Below are 21,427 nucleotides of genomic sequence, written 5' to 3'. Positions count from 1 at the left end.
TTCAGAGGCCGAGGACGGCGGCCAGGTCGGTCTTCAGGGTGGCGAGGTCGCGGGCGGCCTGCTCGCGGGCCTGCGCGACCTCCTCCGTCACCGGCACCACGACCTCCAGGTAGCACTTCAGCTTGGGCTCCGTGCCCGAAGGGCGGACGATCACGCGGCCGTCGCCCGACAGCAGGTAGCGCAGCCCGTCCGTGGGCGGCAGGCCCCCGTCGCCCTTCGCCAGGTCGTCCGTACGCGTCACGGACCGGCCGCCCAGCGCGGCGGGCGGGTGGGCACGCAGGCGGGTCATGGCGTCGGCGATCAGCGACAGGTCGGACACCCGGAAGGAGAGCTGGGACGTCGCGTGCAGGCCGTAGCGGCGGGCCTGGTCGTCCAGGAGGTCCAGCAGGGTGCGGCCGGACTGCTTGGCCGCCGCGGCGACGCCCGCGACCGTGAGCGCCGCCCCGATCCCGTCCTTGTCGCGGACCGGCAGGCCCGCGTCGGAGCCGACGCTGTAGCCGATGGCCTCCTCGTAGCCGAAGACCAGCCCAGGACCCGCCTTGATGATCCACTTGAAGCCCGTCAGCGTCTCGCCGTAGCGCACCCCGTGGGCCTGGGCGATCTTGCCCAGCAGGGTCGAGGAGACGATGGTGGTGGCCACCATGCGGTCGCCGGCGGTGTGGGTGATCACGTGCTCGGCCAGCAGGCCGCCGACCTCGTCGCCGGTCAGCATGCGGCACGTCCCGTCCGGCAGCGGCACCCCCACCGCGCACCGGTCGGCGTCGGGGTCGTTGGCCAGGACCAGGTCGGCGTCCAGTTTGGCGGCCAGCGCGACGGCCAGGTCCATCGCCCCGGGCTCCTCCGGGTTGGGGAAGGAGACCGTGGGGAAGTCGGGGTCGGGCTCGCGCTGCTCCTCGACGGCCACCGGGGTCTCGAAGCCGGCGGCCAGGAAGGCGCCGGTGAGCGTGGCGGCGCCCACGCCGTGCAGGGGCGTGTACGCCACGCGCAGGTCGCGGGCCTCGCCCAGGGGCAGGGAGGTCACGGCGGACAGATAGTCCTCGACGATGTCCTCGCCCAGCTCCGTCAGCGTGCCGGGACCGTTCAGCGGGAGCCGGTCCACCCGGCCGACGGCGTCGATGGCCGCCGAGATCTCGCTGTCGACCGGGGGCACGATCTGGGAGCCGTCGCCCCAGTAGACCTTGTAGCCGTTGTCACGCGGCGGGTTGTGGCTGGCGGTGACCGTGACCCCGGCGTCCGCGCCGAGATGGCGTACGGCGAAGGCCAGCACGGGCGTGGGCAGCGGACCCGGCAGGAGGGAAGCGTGCACCCCGGCGCCCATCAGGACGGCGGCCGTGTCACGGGCGAACACGTCCGACTTGTGGCGGGCGTCGTAGCCGATGACCACGTGCTTGCCCGGCCCCAGCACCCGGGCCAGGCCCGCGGCGGCGCGCATGACGGTGACGCGGTTCATCCGGTTGGGCCCGGCGCCCAGCTCTCCCCGCAGGCCCGCCGTGCCGAACTCCAGCTTGGCCCCGAACCGGTCGCGCAGGGCCTCCGGGTCACCGCTGTCGAGGAGCCGGGAGAGCTCGTCGCGGGTCTCCGGGTCGGGGTCCTGGGCCAGCCACTCCCGGGCCGCGCCCACCAGGTCCTGGGTCACAGCCGGTCCACCACCTTGGCCAGCAGGACGCCCATGCGGGCCGCCGTGGCCCGGCCGACCTCCAGGACCTCCTCGTGGTTGAGCGGCTCGCCCGACAGCCCCGCGCCGGGGTTGGTGACCAGGGAGAGGCCGAGCACCTCCAGGTTCGCCTCGCGGGCGGCGATGGCCTCCAGGACGGTGGACATGCCCACCATGTCGCCGCCCAGCGTGCGCAGCATGCGGATCTCGGCCGGCGTCTCGTACGTGGGCCCGCGGAAGGCCACGTAGACCCCCTCGGACAGGGACGGGTCGATCTCGCGCACCAGCGCGCGCAGGCGGCGGGAGTAGACCTCGGTGAGGTCGATGAACGTGGTGCCGGTGATCGGGTTGGCCCCGGTCAGGTTGATGTGGTCGCTGATCAGGACCGGGTCGCCGACGTCCTGCGTCTCGGGGCGCAGGCCGCCGGCGGCGTTGGTCAGCACGAGCGTGCGTACGCCGGCCGCGGCCGCCGTACGCACGCCGTGGACGACCGCGTCCACCCCGAGCCCTTCGTAAAGGTGCGTGCGCCCGAGGAACACCAGCGCGTGCCGCCCCGCCGGGGTGCGCACGACGCGGATCTTGCCGCCGTGCCCCGCCACGGCGGGCGCGCGGAAACCGGGCAGGTCGGTGAACGGGATCTCGCTCACCGACTCGCCGATCGCGTCGGCGGCGGGCACCCACCCCGACCCCATGACGAGCGCCACGTCGAAGGTGCCGAGGCCGGTCGCGCTCTTGAGAGCCGCGGCGGCCTCATCTGCCAGGGTGTATGCGTCGTTGGTCACAGCTCAGTAGTTTAGGAGGAGCCTGTCCAGCACCCGCACGCCGAACTGCAGGGCGTCCACCGGCACCCGCTCGTCCACGCCGTGGAACATCGACGCGAAGTCCATGTCGGCGGGCAGTCGCAGCGGCACGAACCCGAACCCGCGCACCCCCAGGTCCGCGAAGAACGACTTGTTGTCGGTGCCGCCCGACATGCAGTACGGGATCGCCCGCGCCGCCGGGTCCTCGGCCTTGAGCGCCGCGATCATCGACTCGACCAGCGCCCCGTCGAACGTGGTCTCCAGCGCGATGTCGTGGTGTATGAACTCGCGCCGGATGCTCGGCCCGAGCAGCGAGTCGACGGTCTTGAAGAAGTCCTCCTCGAACCCGGGCAGGAACCGCCCGTCGACCACCGCCGTGGCCTGGCCGGGGATGACGTTCGACTTGTAACCGGCGTCGAGCTGGGTGGGGTTGGCGGTGTTGCGCAGCGTCGCGCCGACGAAGCGGACGAGGGGCCCGATCTTGTCCAGGATCGGCTGCGGGTCCTCCTCGTCGAACGGGATCCCGAACGCGTCCGCGACCTCGGTGAGGAACTGCCGCACGGTCGGCGTGTACGTGAGCGGCCAGTCGTGGTCGCCGATCCTGGCCACAGCCTTGGCGATCTCGGTGACGGCGTTGTCGGAGTTCAGCATCGAGCCGTGCCCGGCCGTGCCGTCGGCGATGAGCTTCATCCAGGCCAGGCCCTTCTGGGCCGTCTCGATCAGGTAGAGCCGCAGCGACGGGTCCACCTCCAGCGAGTAGCCGCCGACCTCGCTGATCGCCTCGGTGACGCCCTCGAACAGCTCGGGGTGGTTCGCGGTGAGGTATTTGGCGCCGTAGACGCCGCCGGCCTCCTCGTCGGCCACCCACGCGAACACGATGTCGCGGCGCGGCCGGCGCCCCTCGCGCTTGAGCTGGCGCAGCAAGGCCAGCATCATCGCGTCCATGTCCTTCATGTCCACGGCGCCGCGGCCCCAGATGTAGCCGTCGCGCACCTCGCCGCCGAAGGGGTCGACGGACCAGTCGGCGGCGTTGGCGGGCACGACGTCCAGGTGGCCGTGCACGAGCAGGGCGGGCAGCGACGGGTCGGTGCCCTCGACGCGGGTGATCACGTTGCCGCGGCCGGGCTCGCTCTCGATGTACGTCGGCTCGATCCCGACCTCGGCCAGCCTGGCCATGACGACCTCGGCCGCGGCCCGCTCGCCGGGGCCGGTGCCGTCCCCGTAGTTGCTGCTGTCCACGCGGATCAGCTCTGCGCAAAGTTCGGCGACTTCTTTCTCGGCGGGTGTCATGGCGTCTTCTCCCAACGGTGATCCAACGTGAGCAATCCGGACTTGTGGAGGTGGCCGCGCTTGTAGGCGCGGGTGATCAGGGTGAGGTCGCTGTCGGTGATCTCGTCGTACTGTCCGACGACGCCGGTCATGAAACGGTAGAGGTCGGCCTCGTGCGCGGCCACGACCTGCACGATCAGGGAATGGGTTCCGGAGGTGGCCGCACAGTAACGCACGCTCGGGTGTCCGGCCAGGCGCTGCCCCACCAGGTCCAGCCCGTACGGCCGGACCTTCAGCCAGAGCATGGCTTCCACCTCGAGCCCGAGCAACGCGGGCTCCACCTCGGCCCGCGGCAGCAGCAGCCGCCGCTCGATCAGCGAGGTCACCCGCCTGCGCGCGGTCGGAACGGAGATGTCGAGGCGCTCGGCGACGGTGGTGAAGGCGATCCTGCCGTCGTCGGCGAGCAGCCGGGCGATCTCCTCCTCCAGGGGAGACAGGCCCTCCTCGTCGGGCAGGCACTCAGGAGGGGGCGCGGGGCGCAGTTCGAGCACCTCCTCCTCGCTGAGGTACGGCGCGTGCCACTCGGCCACGGTCCTGAACGTGTGGAGCACGACCTGGGCCTGCGTCTGCCGGACGCCGTAGATTTCGGACATCTGCGTGGACAGTACGTGATGCAGATCCTCGCGGGACGGGGAGACCAGCTCACAGCCGATGTCCGCGGCGCCGGTCAGCGCGTAGACCGAGCGCGTGTCGGGCCGGTCGGCCAGCGCCTCGGCCACCTTGCCCGCCGTGCCGGGGCGCACCTGGACGTGCAGGTGGACGGGCCGCCCGTGGCCGGTGCGCAGGTCGTCGTAGATGGCCGTGACCCGCACGATGCCCTCGGAGATCAGGCGCTGCAGCCTCCTGGCGACCGTACGTTCGTGCTCGCCGACGACCCTGCCGATCTCGCCCCATGAGGCGCGCGGGCTGACCTGGAGCGCGGCGACGAGGCGCCGGTCGAGAACGTCCACCTGCAACCTGTTCTGTGTCGGGTTTGTAAATATCTGGCCAGAGATTTGACTGTTTCGGTCGTCCAAATGCACAGTAAGCCATCTCCGCACTTTGCAGCAAAGGAGCCCCCCGTGGCGACCTCCCCCGTGGCGCAATCGCCAGTCGGCATCCCCAAGAGCCGTGTCCGCCAGCTCATGGCGGCCAGCATCGGCAACGTCGTGGAATGGTACGACTGGTACGCCTACACGTTCCTCGCGACGTACTTCTCCGCCCAGGTCTTCCCCAAGAGCGAGGGCGGCCTCGTGGCGCTGCTGAGCGCCTACGGGGTGTTCGCGGTGGGCTTCTTCATGCGCCCGCTGGGCGGCCTGCTGGTGGGCGCGTTCGCCGACCGGTTCGGGCGCAAGGCGGCGATGACCTTCACGATCGTGCTGATGGGCGCGGGCTCGCTGCTGCTCGGCGTGACGCCGACGTACGAGGCCGTCGGTCTGCTGTCGCCGGTCATCCTGACCCTCGCGCGCCTCATCCAGGGCCTGTCGGTCGGCGGCGAGTTCGCCGCCGCGACCACGTTCCTGGTGGAGTCGGCCCCGCCCGGGCGGCGCGGCCTCTACTCGAGCTTCCAGTACGTCAGCACCACCATCGGCCAGTTGCTGGCCTCCGGCCTGGCCGCGCTGCTCGCCTCCACCCTCGTCAAGGAGGACATGTCCTCGTACGGCTGGCGCATCCCGTTCATCGTGGGCGCGGTGATCAGCCTCGTGGGCCTGTGGATCCGCAAGGGCGCCGACGAGACCTCGGCCGTGGCCGAGGAGATCCAGCGCGGTGAGGTCCAGCGGCCGCGGCTGTTCGAGTTCCTGGTGGGCTACCCGAAGGCGGCCGCCACGATCGTCGGCATCACGATCGCGGGCACCGTGGCGTACTACACCTGGACCAGCTTCCTGCCGATCTACGCGCAGATCACGGTCAAGTTCGACCCGGCGCAGTCGCTCACGGTCGGCACGATCTCGCTGCTGTTCTTCATGGTGCTGCAGCCGCTGCTCGGCATGCTGTCGGACCGCATCGGACGCAAGCCCATGCTGATCACCTTCGGCGTCGCCTTCGTGATCCTGCCGGTGCCGCTGCTCAGCACGCTGGGCAACTCGTTCGGCAGCCTGCTGGCCGTGCAGCTGATCGGCATGGTGTTCCTCGGCTGCTTCACCTCGATCTCGGCCGCGGTGAACTCCGAGCTCTTCCCGACGCGGGTGCGCGCGGCCGGCGCCGGCTTCCCGTACTCGCTGACCGTGGCGATCTTCGGTGGCACCGCGCCGCTCATCGGCACCGCGCTCAAGGACGCGGGCAACGTCGGGGCGTTTCCTTATTACATGTCGGCGCTGGCGCTGATCTCGACGGTGGTCTACATCTTCGTGCTGAAGGAGACCAAGGACCAGCCGCTGCGTTAACCGCCGAACGAGGCGCAGGGGCGCTCCCGCAACTCCTTGACGTAGTCGTCGGGGGCGCCCGCCCGCTCGGCCGCCTCGGCCAGGCTGCCGAGATAGCGGGCCGACGGCAGGCCGCCCTCGTAGCCGTCGAGCACGTAGAACCAGGCCACGACCTCCCCGTCGAGGGTCTGCACCCGCAGCCGCACCTTGTGGTACGCCCCGCGTACGGCGCCCTCCCACTGGTCGAGAGAGGTCTCCTCCCAGTCGGGCACGTCATAGAGCACCACGAACACGTGCTCGTCGGGATCCTCGACGATCGTGGCGATCGCGCCCTCCCACGTGGGGTCGCATCCGCCGAACGTCAGCCGCCAGCCGGTCAGCCAGCCGACCCCCCAGATCGGAGAGTGCGGAGCGCGCATGGCCATCTGCTCCGGGTCCATGTTGGAGCCGTACGCGGCATAAAGCCTGGGCTCATTCGGCTTTCCTGCAGGACCTGAAAGCCACGCCACGGTCCACCCCTCTCGGCGGGTGCTGCACGTCATCCAGCTACCGCGCCATCCTGCCACGCTGGGCGGCTGACTCGGTCCATCGCTTCGGGTGTGACGACGACGTGTCATCCCTCCGCTACCGAGCGGCATGATACCAGCCATCATGATCTTGAACTCTTGGTTCGCTCTTTGTCTGTCCTTTGGCTTTCCGGATCGGGCGTGTGCGGGCGGCAACAGCCCAGTTGCAGCCTTACCGGCGCCATGCGGGACAATGGGTTACGTGACGAGGATCGTGATCATCGGTGGCGGACCCGGCGGCTACGAGGCGGCGCTGGTGGCCGCGCAGCTAGGCGCGCAAGTCACGATGGTCGAACAGGACGGCCCTGGTGGCGCGTGCGTGCTGACCGACTGCGTGCCCTCCAAGACGCTGATCGCGACCTCGGTCCGCAAGCAGGCGCTGCACGACGCGCCGTCGCTGGGCGTGGCGTTCTCCGGCGGGCCCGACGGCGACGCGGGCGCGGTCGGGGTCGATCTGCCGCTGGTCAACAAACGGGTCAAGGAGCTGGCCCAGGCCCAGTCCGCCGACATCGCCACCCGGGTCGAGGCCGAGGGCGTCGAGATCATCAGGGCGCGGGGGCGGCTGGTCGACCCGCAGGTGGTCAGGGCGGGCGACCGTACGATCAAGGCCGAGGTCGTGATCGTGGCCACCGGCGCGACGCCGCGCGTGCTGCCCGGCGCCGAGCCCGACGGCGAGCGCATCCTCAACTGGCGCCAGCTCTACGACCTGGAGGAGCTGCCCGAGCACCTGATCGTGGTCGGCTCCGGGGTGACGGGCGCGGAGTTCGCGGGCGCGTACCGCTCGCTCGGCTCGGAGGTCACGCTGGTCTCCAGCCGCGACCGGATGATGCCCAACGAGGACGCCGACGGCGCCGAGGTGCTCGAAGAGGTCTACCGCCGCCGCGGCATGAACGTCATGGGCCGCTCGCGCGCCGCCTCCGTCAAGCGCACGGAGGACGGCGTGGTCGTGACCCTGGAGGACGGCCGCACGGCCGAGGGCTCCCACGCGCTGATGACGGTCGGCATGATCCCCAACACCTCCGGCATCGGCCTGGAAGAGGCCGGGGTCCAGCTCGACAAGGGCGGCTTCATCAAGGTCGACAAGGTCTCGCGCACGTCCGCGCCCGGCGTCTACGCGGCCGGCGACTGCACCGGCGTGCTCATGCTGGCGTCGGTTGCGGCGATGCAGGGGCGCATCGCGGTCTGGCACGCCCTCGGGGAGGCCGTCCAGCCGCTGCGGCTGGCCACGGTGGCCTCCAACATCTTCACCGACCCGGAGATCGCGGCCGTCGGGGTCGCCCAGCGGTCCATCGAGGCGGGCGAGATCGAGGCGAACGTGGTCAAACTGCCGCTGGCCACCAATGCGCGGGCGAAGATGCAGGGGTTCAACGACGGCTTCGTCAAGCTGTTCTGCCGGCCGCACACCGGGATCGTGCTGGGGGGCGTGGTGGTGGCACCGCGCGCTTCCGAGCTGATCCTGGCGGTGTCGGTGGCGGTGCAGCAGCGGTTGACCGTCGACCAGCTCGCCCACACGTTCGCGGTTTACCCGTCGCTGTCGGGCTCCGTCACCGAGGCCGCCCGCCGCCTCATGCAACCGGGCGTCTCCATCTGACCTTCCCGCCGCGGAACATTTGTTCAAGACATCCCCTCCCTGAGCTTGTGATGCTCGATGCCGTGTCCGGCATGGCTCCGAGCGACAGGAAAGGTGATGACGATGACCGTGGACAGCGCGCCCGAGGTACAGGTGGCGAGCGGCCGGCTGCGGGGGCGGATGGACCAGGGGGTGGCGGCGTTCCTCGGGATCCCGTACGCCGCCCCGCCCTTCGGGGCGCGCCGCCTGCGGCCTCCCGAGCCACCCGCGCGGTGGGAGGGCGAGCGCGACGCCGCCGAGTACGGGCCGACCTGCCCGAAGGACGAGGGCGATCCGCTGTTCCCGGAGGTCGTGATCCCCGGCGAGGAATGCCTCAACCTCAACGTGTGGACCCCCGATCCCGGCGCATCGGGCTTACCGGTGCTGGTCTGGATTCACGGCGGCATGTTCATGAAGGGGTCCGGGTCCGTCGCGGGCTACCGCGGCACCTCCTTCGCCCGCGACGGGATCGTGTGCGTCACGATCAACTACCGGCTCGGCGCCGAGGGCTTTCTCTACCTCGCTGACGGCACCGCCAACCTGGGGTTGCTGGACCAGATCGCCGCGCTCGAATGGGTCCAGGGCAACATCGCCGCCTTCGGCGGTGACCCGGGGCGGGTGACCGTCGCCGGCCAGTCCGCCGGTGCCATGAGCGTCGTCACCCTCATGGCCATGCCCCGCGCCCGAGGCCTGTTCCGCCAGGCGGTCATCCAGAGCGGGGCGGCCGCCCAGACGCTCACGGGTGAGACCGCCGCGCACGTCGCCTCAAGGCTGGCCGAGTCGCTCGGGGTCGCCCCGACCCGCGAAGCCCTCAGCGAGGTGCCGGTCGAACGGCTCACGCGGGCGGCGTCCGCGCTCCTCAAGGAGTTCCAGACCGCCGCGGATCCTTCCAAGTGGGATGTCCTCCCCTTCGCCCCGGTCGTCGACGGCGACCTCCTCCCTGACCACCCGCTCGACGCGTTGAGAAAGGGCGCCGGCGGCGGCGTGCGGCTCCTGGCCGGGTGGAACCGGGACGACACCCGGATCGGCCTCGTCCCCACCGGCATGATCGACATCGTCGACGAGCGCATCCTCTCCGTGATGGTGGGCGCCAACGGTGGGCCCGACGGGACGGTCGAGCGCTACCGGGCGGCCCGGCCGGGCGCGAGCACCGGCGACCTGCTCGCCGCCGTGACCACCGACTGCCTCATGCGGGTCCCGGTGATCCGGGTCGCCGAGGCGCGCGTCGAGGCGGGCGAGGCCGACACCTGGATGTACCGCTTCGACCACGAGTCGCCTCGCTTCGCCGGCCGCCTCGGCGCCGCTCACGCGGTGGAGCTCCCGTACGTGTTCGACCTCCTCGACGAGGAGTCCAGCCGCGCCCTCATCGGCGACGAACCCCCACAGGTCGTCGCCGACACGGCCCACGGCACCTGGGTCCGCTTCGTCACCGACGGCGACCCGGGCTGGCCCCGATACGACCTGGCCGACCGCTCCACCGCGCTGATCGACGACGGAATCACCGTCGTCGACGACCCCGACGGTGCCGAGCGCGAGGTGTGGGCCGATCGACGCTGACCTTCGGCGGGGTGCGCATTGTCGCGTTGCGGCTCTTACGATGGCGGCGTGCGATCAGCCGAACCGGCTCGCGCCGGTGTGCCTCGATGGGAGATCACGGTCCCGTCGCGTCGCGGCCGGCTGCCGGGGGTCGTGATGGCGGGGTTCAGCGATCGGGCGAACGAGCTCCGCGACGTCGCGCTGGTCCCGCACCCCGCGGTCACGGTCATCTTCGACCTCGGTGACCAGCCGTTCGTCATCGAGGACGGCTGCGGCTCGCAGCAGCGCGAACGCGTCGTCGCCGGGCTCGCGCCCAACAGGGCTCGGGGGCGGGGCCTGGCCAGCAGCTCCGAGTGCCTCCAACTGCGGCTTTCGCCGATGGTCGCGCACGCGGTCCTGGGCGCCTCCGCGGAGCTGGGCGGGACGGTGGTCACCCTCGACGACCTGTGGGGACGAGAGGCCGCGCGGACCCAGGAGCGATTGCGTGCCGCCGGGTCGTGGGAGGACCGGTTCGCGATCGCGGAGGCCGCGCTGGCCCGGCGGGCGGACGCCGGCCGGGCCGTCGACCCGGAAGTCGCCTTCTCGTGGGGGCGGATGGTGGCCAGCCGGGGTCGGGTACGTGTCGAACGGCTGGTCGCCGAGATCGGATGGAGTCGCAAGCGCCTTTGGTCCCGGTTCCGCGCCCAGGTCGGCCTCACGCCCAAGCGGGTGGCCCAGCTCATCCGGTTCGACCATGCGGTTCACGGTTTGGCCGCCGGTCGTAGTGCCTCCTTGGTGGCGGCGGAGAGCGGTTATGCCGACCAGTCCCATCTTCATCGGGACGTCATGGCTTTCGCGGGGATGACGCCGACTTCGGTCGCGGTCTCGCCGTTTCTCGCGCTCGACGATGTGGCGTGGCCTACTGCGCGCGGATCCGGCGGGTGACGTGAGCGCGCGCTCCGACTGGTCGCGCTGACCGGGGGGCTCGTCGCTTGGGGGTGGTGGCGCGTCGCTCGGGTACGGGGGGCCCGTCGCTTGGGCGCGGTGGTGGTGCGTCATCGTCTGCGTGTCGCCGCGAGCACCGTCACCAACGCAATTGGCGGTCGTCGCTGTGCCGCGTGCGCGCCGCTGAGGGGCGCGCGCCGTCACCTGGGCAACCAACCAACCACCCGACCGTCGCCGCGCGTGGCGCGTGGGTGCCCTTGTCATGTGGGGCGGGGCGTGGAGGAAGTGGGAGGGGGACCGTTGACGTTTGTTGGTATGGACAGCAAACTAACTCACGAGTTGGCGCAGCCGTTCATAAGGAGCTTCCATGCCCTATCGCCCCCCATTGGTCACGCACGAGTACTTCGTCGCGGACCCGCCCGAGCTGCCGGTTCGTGGACGAGGCGAGGGCGGTCTGTCGGCGGTGAGCGCCGCGGAGCTGGTCGCGGCCGACGGTGCCGAGGTGATGGTGAAGGCGGTCACCACCGCGGAAGAGACGCTGGTCGTCCAGGTGGGAGTGGCCGGTGAGGGAGTCATCCGGGTGCGGCTGTCGGAGGACGCGGCCGCCAGGCCTCGCTCGGAAGGGGCCGTCTCGCTGGTGACCCCCGGCACGTATCCAGGGGCACGTGCCGGGGTCGCGCCAGGTGAGCCGATCGTGATCGACGCCGGCTCGCTGCGGGCCGAGATCAGCCTGGCGCCGTGGCACCTGAGGTTCACGGACGCGAGCGGGAAGGCGCTGGTAGAGCAGGACCGGGGGCACACGGACATCAGCGGACGGCTGCGTACGCTGCCCTTCGGCCGGTCGAGCGTCAACGGCGCGCCCGTCGCGTATCACGAGAGCTTCGCCGCCGCGCCCGACGAGGCGTTCAGCGGGTTCGGGGAGTCGTTCACACGGTTGGACAAGCGCGGCCAGCGCCCGCTCATGTGGAACTTCGACGCGTTCGGCGCCGAGTCGCAGCGGGCGTACAAGAACATCCCGCTGTACGTCTCCAGCAAGGGCTACGGGGTCCTCGTCGACAGCGGGGCGCCGACGGAGTTCGACGTGTGCCAGTCCACGCACAGTGTCGTGCAGATCCTGGTGCCGGACGACGTGATGGACTACTACGTGATCGCCGGGCCGACGCCGTCGGAGGTCCTGGACCGTTACGACCTGCTGACCAGCCGTCCCGCGCTGCCGCCGAAGTGGGCGTTCGGGACGTGGATCTCGTCGGGGTTCTGCGTGGACAGCCAGGAGCGGGTGCTGGCCAGGGCGCGGACGATCAGGGAGCGCGGCATCCCGTGCGACGTGCTGCATCTGGACACGTACTGGCAGACCGACGGGCACTGGTCGGACCTGCGGTGGGATCCCGTGAACTTCCCCGACCCGGACGCGATGCTGGCCGAGCTCAAGGGGATGGGGTTCCGGGTCTGTCTGTGGATGAATCCGTATATTTCACACTTGAGCCCAGCCTTCGCGCAGGGGTCCGAAGCCGGATATTTCTTGAAAAATCGGGCAGGGGAGACCTACGTCGCCGACTGCTGGCACGGATCGTTCCCCGCGTGCGGGATCGTGGACTTCACCAACCCGCGGGCCGCCGAATGGTTCCAGGGCCTGCTGCGCGACCTCCTGCGCCAGGGCGTCGACGCGTTCAAGACCGACTTCGCCGAGGGCGTGCCCGCCGACTCCGTGGCGTACAACGGCATGGCCGGCACCGACCTGCACAACGTCTACACCCTGCTGTTCAACGACGCCGTCGCCGCCGTGACCCGTGAGGTGCACGGCCACGACCTCGTCTGGGCCCGCTCCTCCTACCTCGGGGGCCAGCGCCACAGCGCCCAGTGGGGCGGCGACACCTACACCAGCTACGCCGCCATGGGCAGCACGATCAGGGGCGGCCTCGCGCACGGCCTGTCCGGCGTGCCGTTCTGGAGCCACGACGCCGGCGGCTTCACCGGCCGGCCCACCGACGACCTGTACGTGCGCTGGACCCAGTTCGGCGCCTTCTCCCCGCTCCTGCGCCTGCACGGCACGACCACCCGCGAGCCCTGGGAGTTCCCGGCCGTCGAGGAGCAGGCCGTCGGCGCGCTGAAGCTGCGCTACCGGCTGATGCCGTACATCTACACGGCGGCCGTCGAGGCGGCCCGCACTGGCGCGCCCATGATGCGGGCGATGTGCGTGGACTATCCGGACGACCCGGTGGCCTGGCAGGCCGACCTGCAGTACCTGCTCGGCAAGGACCTGCTCGTCGCCCCCATGACCGCGCCCGAGGGCACCCGTCAGGTGTACCTGCCGCGCGGCACGTGGGTCGACTACTGGACGGGCGAGGTGCTCGAAGGCTCCCGCTATGTCACGGTCGGCACGCCGCTCGACCGGATCCCCCTCTTCGTCCGGCACGGCGCGCTCATCCCCATGGTCAGCGACCCGGGGGACACGGTGGACGTGCCGGCCGAGATCACTCTCGTCGCCTTCGGGGGCGGCGACGCGACTGTGGAAATCCACGACGCGGACGGCGTGACGGTCGCCGTCGCCACCAGGGACGGCGATGTGCTGCGCGTCGCCGTCACAGGCCCGAAGCGCGTCACCGGGGTGGAGATCGCCCCGGTGGCCGGTGCCCCCGCGCGGGCCGTCATCTCGTAACACCCCCTGGAGGGATCATGGTCAAGTCAAGAGCCGCGGCGGCGCTGGCCGTCGCGGTCCTGGTTCTGTCGGCGTGCGGCTCGGGAGGCTCGGAGACCCCGTCTGCCCAGAGCAGCAGTCAGCCGCGCACACTCAAGCTCTGGCACTACGAGTCGGCCGACAGCGCCATGGGCAAGGCGTGGGCCGAGGCGATCAAGAAGTTCCAGGCGTCGCACCCGAACGTCACCGTCAAGTTCGAGGAGAAGGGCTTCGAACAGATCCAGAAGACGGCCAGCATGGTGCTGAACTCGGACGAGGCGCCCGACATCATGGAGTACAACAAGGGCAACGCCACCGCCGGCCTGCTCTCCAAGCAGGGCCTGCTCACCGACCTCAGCGAGGAGGTCGCCAAGCGCGGCTGGGACAAGCTGCTGCCCGGCGGCCTGCAGACCACCGCCAAGTACGACGACCGCGGCGTCATGGGCTCCGGCAAGTGGTACGGCGTGCCGAACTACGGCGAGTTCGTGATGGTCTACTACAACAAGGACCTGTTCGCGAAGCACAAGGTCCAGGTGCCGACGACGTTCGAGCAGCTCACGGCCGCGATGGACACGTTCGTCAAGGCAGGGACGACCCCCATCGCCAGCGCCGGCGCCGAGTACCCGGCCCAGCAGATCCTCTACCAGCTCGCGCTGACCAAGGCGCAGAAGCCGTGGCTGGAGGCATTCCAGTCCTACAAGGGCAAGGTCGACTTCCACGGCCCCGAGTTCACCTACGGCGCCGACACGTTCGCCGACTGGGTGAAGAAGGGCTACATCGCCAAGGACTCGTCCGGGCTCAAGGCCGAGGACATGGGCGTGGCGTTCATGAACGGCAAGTTCCCCATGATGATCAGCGGCAGCTGGTGGTACGGCCGCTTCGCCTCGGAGATCAAGAAGTTCGAGTGGGGCCACTTCCTCTTCCCCGGTGCCACGATGTCCCCGGGCTCCAGCGGCAACATCTGGGTCGTGCCCGAGAAGTCGGAGAACAAGGACCTGGCCTACGACTTCATCGACATCACGATGAGCAAGGACATCCAGAACCTCCTGGGCAATTCCGGCGGAGTCCCCGTGGCCGCCGACCCGGCCGCGATCACCGACGCGAAGAGCAAGGAGCTCATCGAGACCTTCAACAAGCTCACCAGCCAGGACGGCCTGGCCTTCTACCCCGACTGGCCCGCGCCCGGCTACTACGACGTGCTGGTCGCCGGGGTCCAGAACCTCATCAACGGCAGCAAGACCCCGGCCGCGGTGCTGGACGAGATCGCCAAGCCGTACGAGGACAACCTCGCAGACATCGGCAACTAGATGAGGGTGCGCACGAGGGGGTACTGGCTCTACCTGGCCCCCAGCCTGCTGCTGTTCCTGGTCGTCATCGTCGTGCCGTTCCTCATGAACGTGGGCGCGAGCTTCACCCGCTGGTCGGGGGTGGGCACGCCCAGGTGGATCGGGCTCGACAACTACGCCAGGCTGCTGAAGGACGAGCGGTTCTGGCAGTCGTTCCAGCACAACGTGGGCCTGATCGTGGCCATGGCCATCGTGCCGACCGCGATCGGCCTCGTGCTGGCGGCGGCCCTGTTCGACTACATCGCCAAGCGGTTCGGGCCGCGCACGGCCTCGGCGCTGCGGGCCATGTACTACCTGCCGCAGGTGCTGCCGGTGGCGGTGGCCGGCGTGGTGTGGGGCTGGATGCTGCACCCGTCGTACGGCGCGATCAACCAGATCTTCGGCCTCGACCTCGACTGGCTCGGAGACCCCGACCTGGCGCTGGCCACGGTCATGGCGGTCATGGTCTGGTTCCAGCTCGGCTACCCGGTGGTGATCTTCATGGCGGGGCTGCAGCGCGTGGACCCCGCCTACTACGAGGCGGCCGAGATCGACGGGGCCTCGTGGTGGCGCAGGTTCTGGCACATCACGATCCCGCAGATCCGGCCGGAGATCTTCGTGGTGCTGCTGACGTGCACGATCGCCGCGCTCAAGGTGTTCGGGCCGATCTTCGTGCTGACCCGCGGAGGGCCCGGCAACGCGACGATGGTGCCGTCGTACTTCTCGTACCTGAACTTCTTCCAGAAGAGCAACGTCGGGTACGGCTCCGCGATCGCCACGGTGCTGGCCCTGATCATCATCGTGGTGACGTTCCTGTTCCTGCGGGTCCAGGAGCGTGAGCAATGAGGGGCCCGGGGCGCTGGGCGGTGCTGTGCTCGCTGGTCGTGCTGGCGGTCGTGATGGTGTTCCCGTTCGCGATCGTGGCGATCAACGCGGTCAAGTCGCCCGCCGAGTACAGCTCGGACGGCCCGCTGAGCCTGCCCGACGGGCTCTACCTGCAGGGGCTCGTCGACTTCTGGAACCGGGTGGAGTTCGGCACCAAGCTGTGGAACAGCTTCCTGATCAGCGCGTCCGTGGCCGTGCTCGCCGTCCTGCTGTCGGTGCTCAACGCGTACGCGCTGGGCATCGGCAGGGTGAAGGGCCGGCTGTCGATCCTCGCGCTGTTCCTGGTGGCCAACACGCTGCCGCAGGAGGCGCTGGCCTACCCGCTGTACTACCTGGCCAAGGCGGTCGGGCTGTACGACACCCAGCTCGCGGTGATCATCGTCATGACGGTGATCCAGGCGGCGTTCGGCACGTACCTGCTGAGCGCGATCCTGGGCCAGTTCCCGAAGGAGATCCTGGAGGCGGCGGCGATCGACGGCGCGGGGCGGCTGCGGTCCCTGTGGCGGATCGTGGTGCCGATCAGCAGACCCACCATCAACGTGCTGCTGATCTTCTTCTTCATCTGGACCTGGAACGAGTTCTTCCTGCCGCTGATCTTCCTGATCTCGAACGACACCCAGACGGTGCCCGTCGCGCTCGCCGTGCTGCAGGGCGAGAAGTACATGGACGCCACGATGTCCAGCGCCTCGGCGCTGCTCGGCCTCCTCCCGGCGGTCGCCTTCTTCCTGATCTTCCAGCGCACGCTGACCCGAGGTGTGACGGTCGGCGCCATCAAGTGATGGAGAACCATTGATGCGAAAGATCCCGTTATTAGCCACCCTCACGCTGGCGGCCTCGCTGCTCGCCGCACCCCCTGCGCAGGCCGCCGGCCTCCCGTTCCAGAACCCGGCCCTGCCGGTGGAGCAGCGGGTCGACGACCTGCTCGGCCGGCTCACGCTCCAGGAGAAGCTGGGCCTGCTGCACCAGTCGCAGGCGGCCATCCCGCGGCTGGGCATCGCGTACCACAAGAACGGCACCGAGGCGCTGCACGGCGTCGGCTGGTCCAACGACCTCAACGCCAACTGGAGCCAGAAGTTCGCCGCCGGCACCGTGTTCCCGCAGGCCGTGGGGCTGGCCAGCACGTGGGACCCCGAGTTGATCAAGCGGGTCGGCTCGGCCGTCGGCGACGAGGTGCGCGGGTACAACGACGCGGACCCGACCCTGTGGGGCCTGCAGGTGTGGGCCCCCGTCGTCGACCTGCTGCGGGACCCGCGGGCGGGCCGCAACGAGGAGGGCTACTCGGAGGACCCCCTGCTGACCGGGGCGATCTCCACCGCCTACGGCAAGGGCCTGCAGGGTGACGACCCCGTCTACCTGAAGGCCGCGCCCGTGCTGAAGCACTACCTGGCCTACAACAACGAGACCAACCGGGGCACCAGCTCCTCCAACCTGACGCCGAAGCTCAAGCACGAGTACTACGAGCAGGCGTTCAAGGCGGCCATCTCGGCCAACGCCGCGACCGGGGTCATGGCGTCGTACAACCTGGTCAACGGGCGGCCCAACCACGTCAACCCCGACCTCGCCACCACGGTCAGATCGTGGACGGACAAGACGCTCTACAACGTCAGCGACGCCTGGGGGCCGTACGCGCTGACCGAGCTGGAGAAGTACTACGACAACAAGCCCGAGGCGTTCGCCGCGGTGCTCAAGGCGGGGCTCGACAGCTACACCATCGACGACAGCAACGCCGGGCCGCTGGCCGAGCAGCTCACGGCGGCGCTCAACCAGGGGCTCATCGCCCAGGCCGACGTGGACCGGGCCGTGCGGAACGTCCTGACCATCCGGACGCGGCTGGGGCACTTCGACCCGGACGGCGGGCCGTACAAGAAGATCACCAAGGACGTGATCAACAGCCCGGCCAACCAGCGGCTCAACCGGGAAGCCGCGGGCCGGGCGGCGGTGCTGCTGCGGAACTCCGGCGCCCTGCCGTTCAAGGAGCCGAAGTCGGCGGCCGTGGTCGGCCCGCTGGCCGGGACGCTCTACCGCGACTGGTACGGGGGCAAGGCGCCGTACCAGGTCACGCCCGTGGACGGGATCAAGGAGCGCGTCGGCGACGTCAGCACCGGCGCGGGCCTGGAGCGGATCGCGCTCAAGCACCTCGGCTCCGGCAAGTACCTCACCGCCACCGGCACCGGGCCCGACGACAACGCCGCCCTGATCGACACGGCGCCCACCGCGGCCTCCCAATGGGACCTGACCGACTGGACCGGCGGCGTGTCCACGCTGCGCAACGCGGGCAACGGCAAGCTGCTCGGCGGCGACTGGCGCTCGCTCGACACCGACGACGCCGACGCCGACGGCTGGTACGTCCAGCAGCAGTTCGCCCTGGAAGCGCAGTCCGACGGCAGCTACCTGATCAGGTACGCCGGCTACGAGACCGTCGAGGGCTGGTATGCCCTGCCCGACCCGTACGTGACCGTCGCCGCCGACGGCACGCTCGGCCTGGCGCCCAAGGCGCAGGCGGCCAGGTTCGGCAAGGAGATCGTCTCGGACGGCGTCGCCGCGGCCGCCGCGCAGGCCGCCAAGGCCGAGGTCGCGGTCGTGGTGGTGGGCAGCCACCCGTTCGTGGCCGGGCGCGAGTTCCACGACCGTCCCAACCTGCAGCTCGGCGCCGGGCAGCGGCGGCTGATCGAGGCCGTGCGCAAGGCGAACCCGCGCACCGTCGTCGTCCTGGAGACCAGCTACCCGGTCGTCGTGGACGCCCCGAACCTGCTGTGGACCACCCACGCGGGCGCGGAGACCGGTCACGCCGTCGCCGACGTGCTCTTCGGCGCCGTCAACCCGGCCGGCCGGCTCACCCAGACCTGGCCCGCCGGCGACAGCCAGACGGACATCTACGACTACGACCTGGCCAAGACCGGGATGACGTACCTGTACGGAAAGGGCAAGCCGCTCTACGCGTTCGGGCACGGCCTGAGCTACACCACGTTCGGCTACCAGGGGCTGACGGTCCAGGGCGACAAGGTGAGCGTCAAGGTCACCAACACCGGCAAGGTCAAGGGCGACGAGGTGGTCCAGCTCTACACCCACCAGCGCGAGTCCCGCTTCAAGCAGCCGGTCAAGCAGCTGCGCGGCTTCCAGCGGGTCACGCTGAACCCGGGCGAGACCCGTACGGTGACCTTCACCCTGAAGAAGTCCGACCTGGCGGTCTGGGACTACACCCGGGGCAGGTGGGCCGTGGAGAGCGCCACCCACGACGTCCTCGTCGGCTCGGCGTCCGACCGGATCCGCCAGTCCGCCACGCTGCGGGTGTCCGGCGAGACCATCCCCGTGCGTGACCTGACGAAGACCACGCGGGCGATGGACTTCGACGACTACGCGGGCGTGGCGTTCGCGGACGAGACCAAGGCCGGCGGCGACGCCGTGGCAGGGTCGGCGGGGGACTGGCTCTCCTTCACCGGCGCCTCCTTCGGCTCCCGCTTCACGGCCGGCGTGTCCTCGGTGAGCGGCGGCTCGCTGGAGCTGCGCTCCGGCTCGCCGACCGGCGCCCTGCTGGGCACCGTCCAGGTGCCCGCCACGGGCGGGGTCTACCAGTGGGGTACGGCGACCGCCACGGTCAAGGCGGGCGGCGGGAGCCTCTACCTCGTGTTCAAGGGCGACCTGCGGATCAAGGACTTCGCGTTGACCAGGTCGTGATCAAGGTCCGGCAGAATCTGCGGTCCCCTCATCGAAAGGAATCTTCGTGAAGAGGACGATCGCAGGTGCACTCGTGGCGGCCATGGCCATGCTCGTGGCCGCCACTCCCGCCGAGGCGGCTCCGGCCGATCCGGTCAGGGCGCTGAAGGCGAAGCTGGTGGCCGGAAAGGGGGTGAAGTTCACGGACGTCACCTCCTTGCTCCAGGACTCGGAGAAGGTGACGTTCCTCAAGCGCGCTGGAACGTTGCAGTTCGGCAGGTCCGGGATCGCCGCGTCGGACATCACCGCCGACTACACCCGGTATCAGGGCGGCATCTTCGACCACATGTACACCCTGAAGTCCGGCCGGACGATCATGGTCGGCGGCCGGAGTTACTCCACCAACCCCATGGCCGGTGAGCTCCCCGACGGCAAGAAATGGGCCAGGGACGTCATCTGCATGACGGGCGGCTGGCTCGGCATGTTCTCGCAGGTCGTCAACCCGGCCGAGTCGGCGACGCTGAAGGTCCTCCTCAAGGGCAAGAAGCAGGGCCGGACGTACTCCGGGAAGATCACCTACAGCGCGCTCGCGAAGGTGTCGCCGTGGTTCCGGGCCTCCGTGCCGTTCAGCTCCAAGGAGAAGACGGCCGTCACGTACCAGCTCACGCTGGGGCCCGACAACCTGCCCAGCAAGCTCGTCACCTCGCATCTGGCGTCCTCGCACGTCGCGGAGGGCGTCGAGGTCGGCGACGGCCGGTTCAGCACCGAGACCCGCTACCGGGGATGGGGCTCCCGGGTCAGCATCTCCGCGCCGCCGAAGAATCAGATAGCGGGATGAATCTATTGGATAGTAGTGTTATCGAAAGCACTGCTATCTAATGGAGGCTTCCGTGATCGTGATCGTGCTGCTGGTGGCCACGCTGGCGTTCCGGCTGTCCAGGGTCGGGCGGTTCGGCACCTGGAGAGTGAGCGCGGCTCATGGCCTGGCCGTCATGCTGGTGGTGACGGCCAGTGCGCACTTCGTCCCGGCCGGCGTTACCTTCATGCCTACCCACGCCGACATGGTGGCCATGGTGCCGCCGTTCGTGCCGTTCCCGTCCCTGGTGGTCTACCTGACGGGCGTGCTGGAGCTGGCCGGGGCGGCCGGGCTCGTGCTCGAAAGGACCCGCAGAGCCGCCGGGATCTGCCTGGCGCTGCTCTTCGTGGGCCTGCTGCCGGCGAACGTGTACGCCGCGCTCGCCGGCCAGGACGTGACGCCGCTCTGGGAGCGGATCCCCGAGCAGGTCCTCTACATCGCGATCGCGCTGTGGGCGGCGAGGGGCGAGCGCGCGCTCAGCCGGGTGTGATCATCGGACGGTCCACCCTCCGTCCACCACCAGCGTGTGCCCCGTGACCAGGGAGGCCGCGGGCGAGACCAGGAACAGCACGGCCCCGGCCACGTCCATGGGCTCGCCGATGCGGTGCAGCGCCGCGATCCGCTCGATCACGTCCGCCTCGAACGCCGGGTCCGACAGGGCCGTGGCCGTGCCCGGCGTGCGGATGAAGGTCGGGGCGACGTTGTTGACCGTGACGCCGTGGGGTCCCCACTCGACCGCCAGGCAGCGGGTCAGGTGGGCGATCGCCGCCTTTGTCATGCAATAAACGGACTCGCCGGGCAGGGCGACCTCGCCGGCCTGGGACCCGACGTTCACGATCCTGCCGTGCCGCTGCCGGATCATGGCCCGTCCCACGGCCTGGCTGGCCAGGAAGGTGCCCTTCAGGTTGACCGCGAGCGTCCGGTCGAAGTCGTCCTCCGTGACGTCCTCGGCCGGGTTGCCCGGAGCGATGCCGGCGTTGTTGACCAGGATGTCGATGCGGCCGAACCGGCCGAGCGCCTCCTCGACCGCCCGGGAGATCTGGCCGGGGACGGTCATGTCCATCTGGAGGGGGAGCGCGGCGCGCCCCAGCCCGGTGATCTCGCGGGCCAGCCCGCCGTCCTGGTGGATGTCCCGCAGGCCGATGGCGACGTCCGCCCCGGCATCGGCCAGCGCCAGCGAGATGGCCCGCCCGAGGCCCCGGGCCGCCCCCGTGACCAGGGCGACCTTTCCGTCGATCCGGAATTCGGGAAACTCCATGCTTCGCCCCTTAAT

Annotated in this window: 17 protein-coding genes; 11 read left to right on the top strand and 6 right to left on the bottom strand. The window is 70.1% G+C overall.

The annotated features are described in order from the left end of the window. Position 1: 1 nt before the first annotated feature. From ABZS69_RS29590 to ABZS69_RS29575, 4 genes are read right to left on the bottom strand one after another with little or no spacing between them, the layout of a single operon-like run. A complete protein-coding gene (locus tag ABZS69_RS29590) occupies positions 2-1,636 on the bottom strand; it encodes a phospho-sugar mutase (RefSeq protein ID WP_355378293.1) in 1,635 nt (544 codons plus the stop codon). Next, on the bottom strand, positions 1,633-2,436 hold the full coding sequence (locus ABZS69_RS29585; RefSeq protein ID WP_355378291.1) for a purine-nucleoside phosphorylase: 804 nt from the start codon (positions 2,434-2,436) through the stop codon (positions 1,633-1,635). Before ABZS69_RS29585 ends, ABZS69_RS29590 begins: the two co-directional genes overlap by 4 nt. 3 nt (positions 2,437-2,439) lie before the next feature. After that, positions 2,440-3,744 carry a M20/M25/M40 family metallo-hydrolase gene (locus tag ABZS69_RS29580; RefSeq protein ID WP_355378289.1) on the bottom strand — a complete coding sequence of 435 codons (1,305 nt, stop codon included), beginning with the start codon at positions 3,742-3,744 and terminating at the stop codon, positions 2,440-2,442. Continuing rightward, positions 3,741-4,733 carry an Lrp/AsnC family transcriptional regulator gene (locus tag ABZS69_RS29575; protein WP_355378287.1) on the bottom strand — a complete coding sequence of 331 codons (993 nt, stop codon included), beginning with the start codon at positions 4,731-4,733 and terminating at the stop codon, positions 3,741-3,743. Before ABZS69_RS29575 ends, ABZS69_RS29580 begins: the two co-directional genes overlap by 4 nt. A 111-nt stretch (positions 4,734-4,844) precedes the next feature. Between ABZS69_RS29575 and ABZS69_RS29570 the strand changes: the two genes are divergently transcribed. Then, positions 4,845-6,146 (top strand): MFS transporter, encoded by a 1,302-nt coding sequence (locus ABZS69_RS29570; RefSeq protein WP_355378286.1) that lies wholly within the window; start codon positions 4,845-4,847, stop codon positions 6,144-6,146. On the opposite strand, the gene ABZS69_RS29565 is transcribed toward ABZS69_RS29570, so the two are convergent. Beyond that, positions 6,143-6,634 (bottom strand): gamma-glutamylcyclotransferase, encoded by a 492-nt coding sequence (locus ABZS69_RS29565; protein ID WP_355378285.1) that lies wholly within the window; start codon positions 6,632-6,634, stop codon positions 6,143-6,145. The two genes, ABZS69_RS29570 and ABZS69_RS29565, sit on opposite strands and share 4 nt — an antisense overlap. Before the next feature lie 259 nt (positions 6,635-6,893). On the opposite strand from ABZS69_RS29565, the gene ABZS69_RS29560 reads away from it, so the two are divergent. From ABZS69_RS29560 to ABZS69_RS29515, 10 genes are all read left to right on the top strand, one after another. Then, a complete protein-coding gene (locus ABZS69_RS29560; RefSeq protein WP_355378283.1) occupies positions 6,894-8,282 on the top strand; it encodes an NAD(P)H-quinone dehydrogenase in 1,389 nt (462 codons plus the stop codon). A 102-nt stretch (positions 8,283-8,384) separates the two neighbouring features. Beyond that, positions 8,385-9,857, top strand: coding sequence for a carboxylesterase/lipase family protein (locus ABZS69_RS29555; RefSeq protein WP_355378281.1), 1,473 nt, complete (start codon positions 8,385-8,387; stop codon positions 9,855-9,857). A gap of 48 nt (positions 9,858-9,905) precedes the next feature. After that, positions 9,906-10,760: a helix-turn-helix domain-containing protein gene (locus tag ABZS69_RS29550; RefSeq protein WP_355378279.1), complete on the top strand. Its 855-nt coding sequence runs from the start codon at positions 9,906-9,908 to the stop codon at positions 10,758-10,760. 367 nt (positions 10,761-11,127) lie between these two features. After that, a complete protein-coding gene (locus ABZS69_RS29545; RefSeq protein WP_355378278.1) occupies positions 11,128-13,416 on the top strand; it encodes a TIM-barrel domain-containing protein in 2,289 nt (762 codons plus the stop codon). Between the two features lie 17 nt (positions 13,417-13,433). After that, complete coding sequence (locus ABZS69_RS29540) at positions 13,434-14,741, top strand: extracellular solute-binding protein (protein WP_355378277.1); 1,308 nt, start codon at positions 13,434-13,436, stop codon at positions 14,739-14,741. Further along, positions 14,742-15,605 (top strand): sugar ABC transporter permease, encoded by an 864-nt coding sequence (locus ABZS69_RS29535; RefSeq protein WP_355378275.1) that lies wholly within the window; start codon positions 14,742-14,744, stop codon positions 15,603-15,605. Further along, positions 15,602-16,423, top strand: a complete 822-nt coding sequence (locus ABZS69_RS29530; protein WP_355378273.1) for a carbohydrate ABC transporter permease — start codon at positions 15,602-15,604, stop codon at positions 16,421-16,423. The genes ABZS69_RS29535 and ABZS69_RS29530 overlap by 4 nt, the downstream gene beginning before the upstream one ends. Positions 16,424-16,436: 13 nt before the next feature. Next, a complete protein-coding gene (locus ABZS69_RS29525; protein WP_355378272.1) occupies positions 16,437-19,319 on the top strand; it encodes a glycoside hydrolase family 3 C-terminal domain-containing protein in 2,883 nt (960 codons plus the stop codon). 46 nt (positions 19,320-19,365) lie between these two features. Then, positions 19,366-20,136 (top strand): hypothetical protein, encoded by a 771-nt coding sequence (locus ABZS69_RS29520; RefSeq protein WP_355378270.1) that lies wholly within the window; start codon positions 19,366-19,368, stop codon positions 20,134-20,136. A gap of 52 nt (positions 20,137-20,188) precedes the next feature. After that, a complete protein-coding gene (locus ABZS69_RS29515) occupies positions 20,189-20,644 on the top strand; it encodes a hypothetical protein (RefSeq protein WP_355378268.1) in 456 nt (151 codons plus the stop codon). On the opposite strand, the gene ABZS69_RS29510 is transcribed toward ABZS69_RS29515, so the two are convergent. Next, the gene (locus tag ABZS69_RS29510) at positions 20,645-21,412 is read right to left on the bottom strand and encodes a 3-oxoacyl-ACP reductase family protein (RefSeq protein WP_355378267.1); all 768 of its coding nucleotides are present in this window, start codon (positions 21,410-21,412) and stop codon (positions 20,645-20,647) included. Between the last annotated feature and the right edge of the window lie 15 nt (positions 21,413-21,427).

Origin of the sequence: Nonomuraea sp. NPDC005650 (assembly GCF_040605375.1) — a bacterium.
GTDB lineage: Bacteria > Actinomycetota > Actinomycetes > Streptosporangiales > Streptosporangiaceae > Nonomuraea.
Note: the sequence above shows the minus strand (reverse complement) of the source record. Positions and strands in the feature narration are given on the sequence as shown.

Bases quoted from the DNA above. Each gene is read 5' to 3' on its own strand.
- ABZS69_RS29580 (WP_355378289.1), bottom strand. From the start codon at position 3,744: ATGACACCCGCCGAGAAAGAAGTCGCCGAACTTTGCGCAGAGCTGATC.
- ABZS69_RS29555 (WP_355378281.1), top strand. From the start codon at position 8,385: ATGACCGTGGACAGCGCGCCCGAGGTACAGGTGGCGAGCGGCCGGCTG.
- ABZS69_RS29545 (WP_355378278.1), top strand. From the start codon at position 11,128: ATGCCCTATCGCCCCCCATTGGTCACGCACGAGTACTTCGTCGCGGAC.
- ABZS69_RS29540 (WP_355378277.1), top strand. From the start codon at position 13,434: ATGGTCAAGTCAAGAGCCGCGGCGGCGCTGGCCGTCGCGGTCCTGGTT.
- ABZS69_RS29535 (WP_355378275.1), top strand. From the start codon at position 14,742: ATGAGGGTGCGCACGAGGGGGTACTGGCTCTACCTGGCCCCCAGCCTG.
- ABZS69_RS29530 (WP_355378273.1), top strand. From the start codon at position 15,602: ATGAGGGGCCCGGGGCGCTGGGCGGTGCTGTGCTCGCTGGTCGTGCTG.
- ABZS69_RS29525 (WP_355378272.1), top strand. From the start codon at position 16,437: ATGCGAAAGATCCCGTTATTAGCCACCCTCACGCTGGCGGCCTCGCTG.
- ABZS69_RS29510 (WP_355378267.1), bottom strand. From the start codon at position 21,412: ATGGAGTTTCCCGAATTCCGGATCGACGGAAAGGTCGCCCTGGTCACG.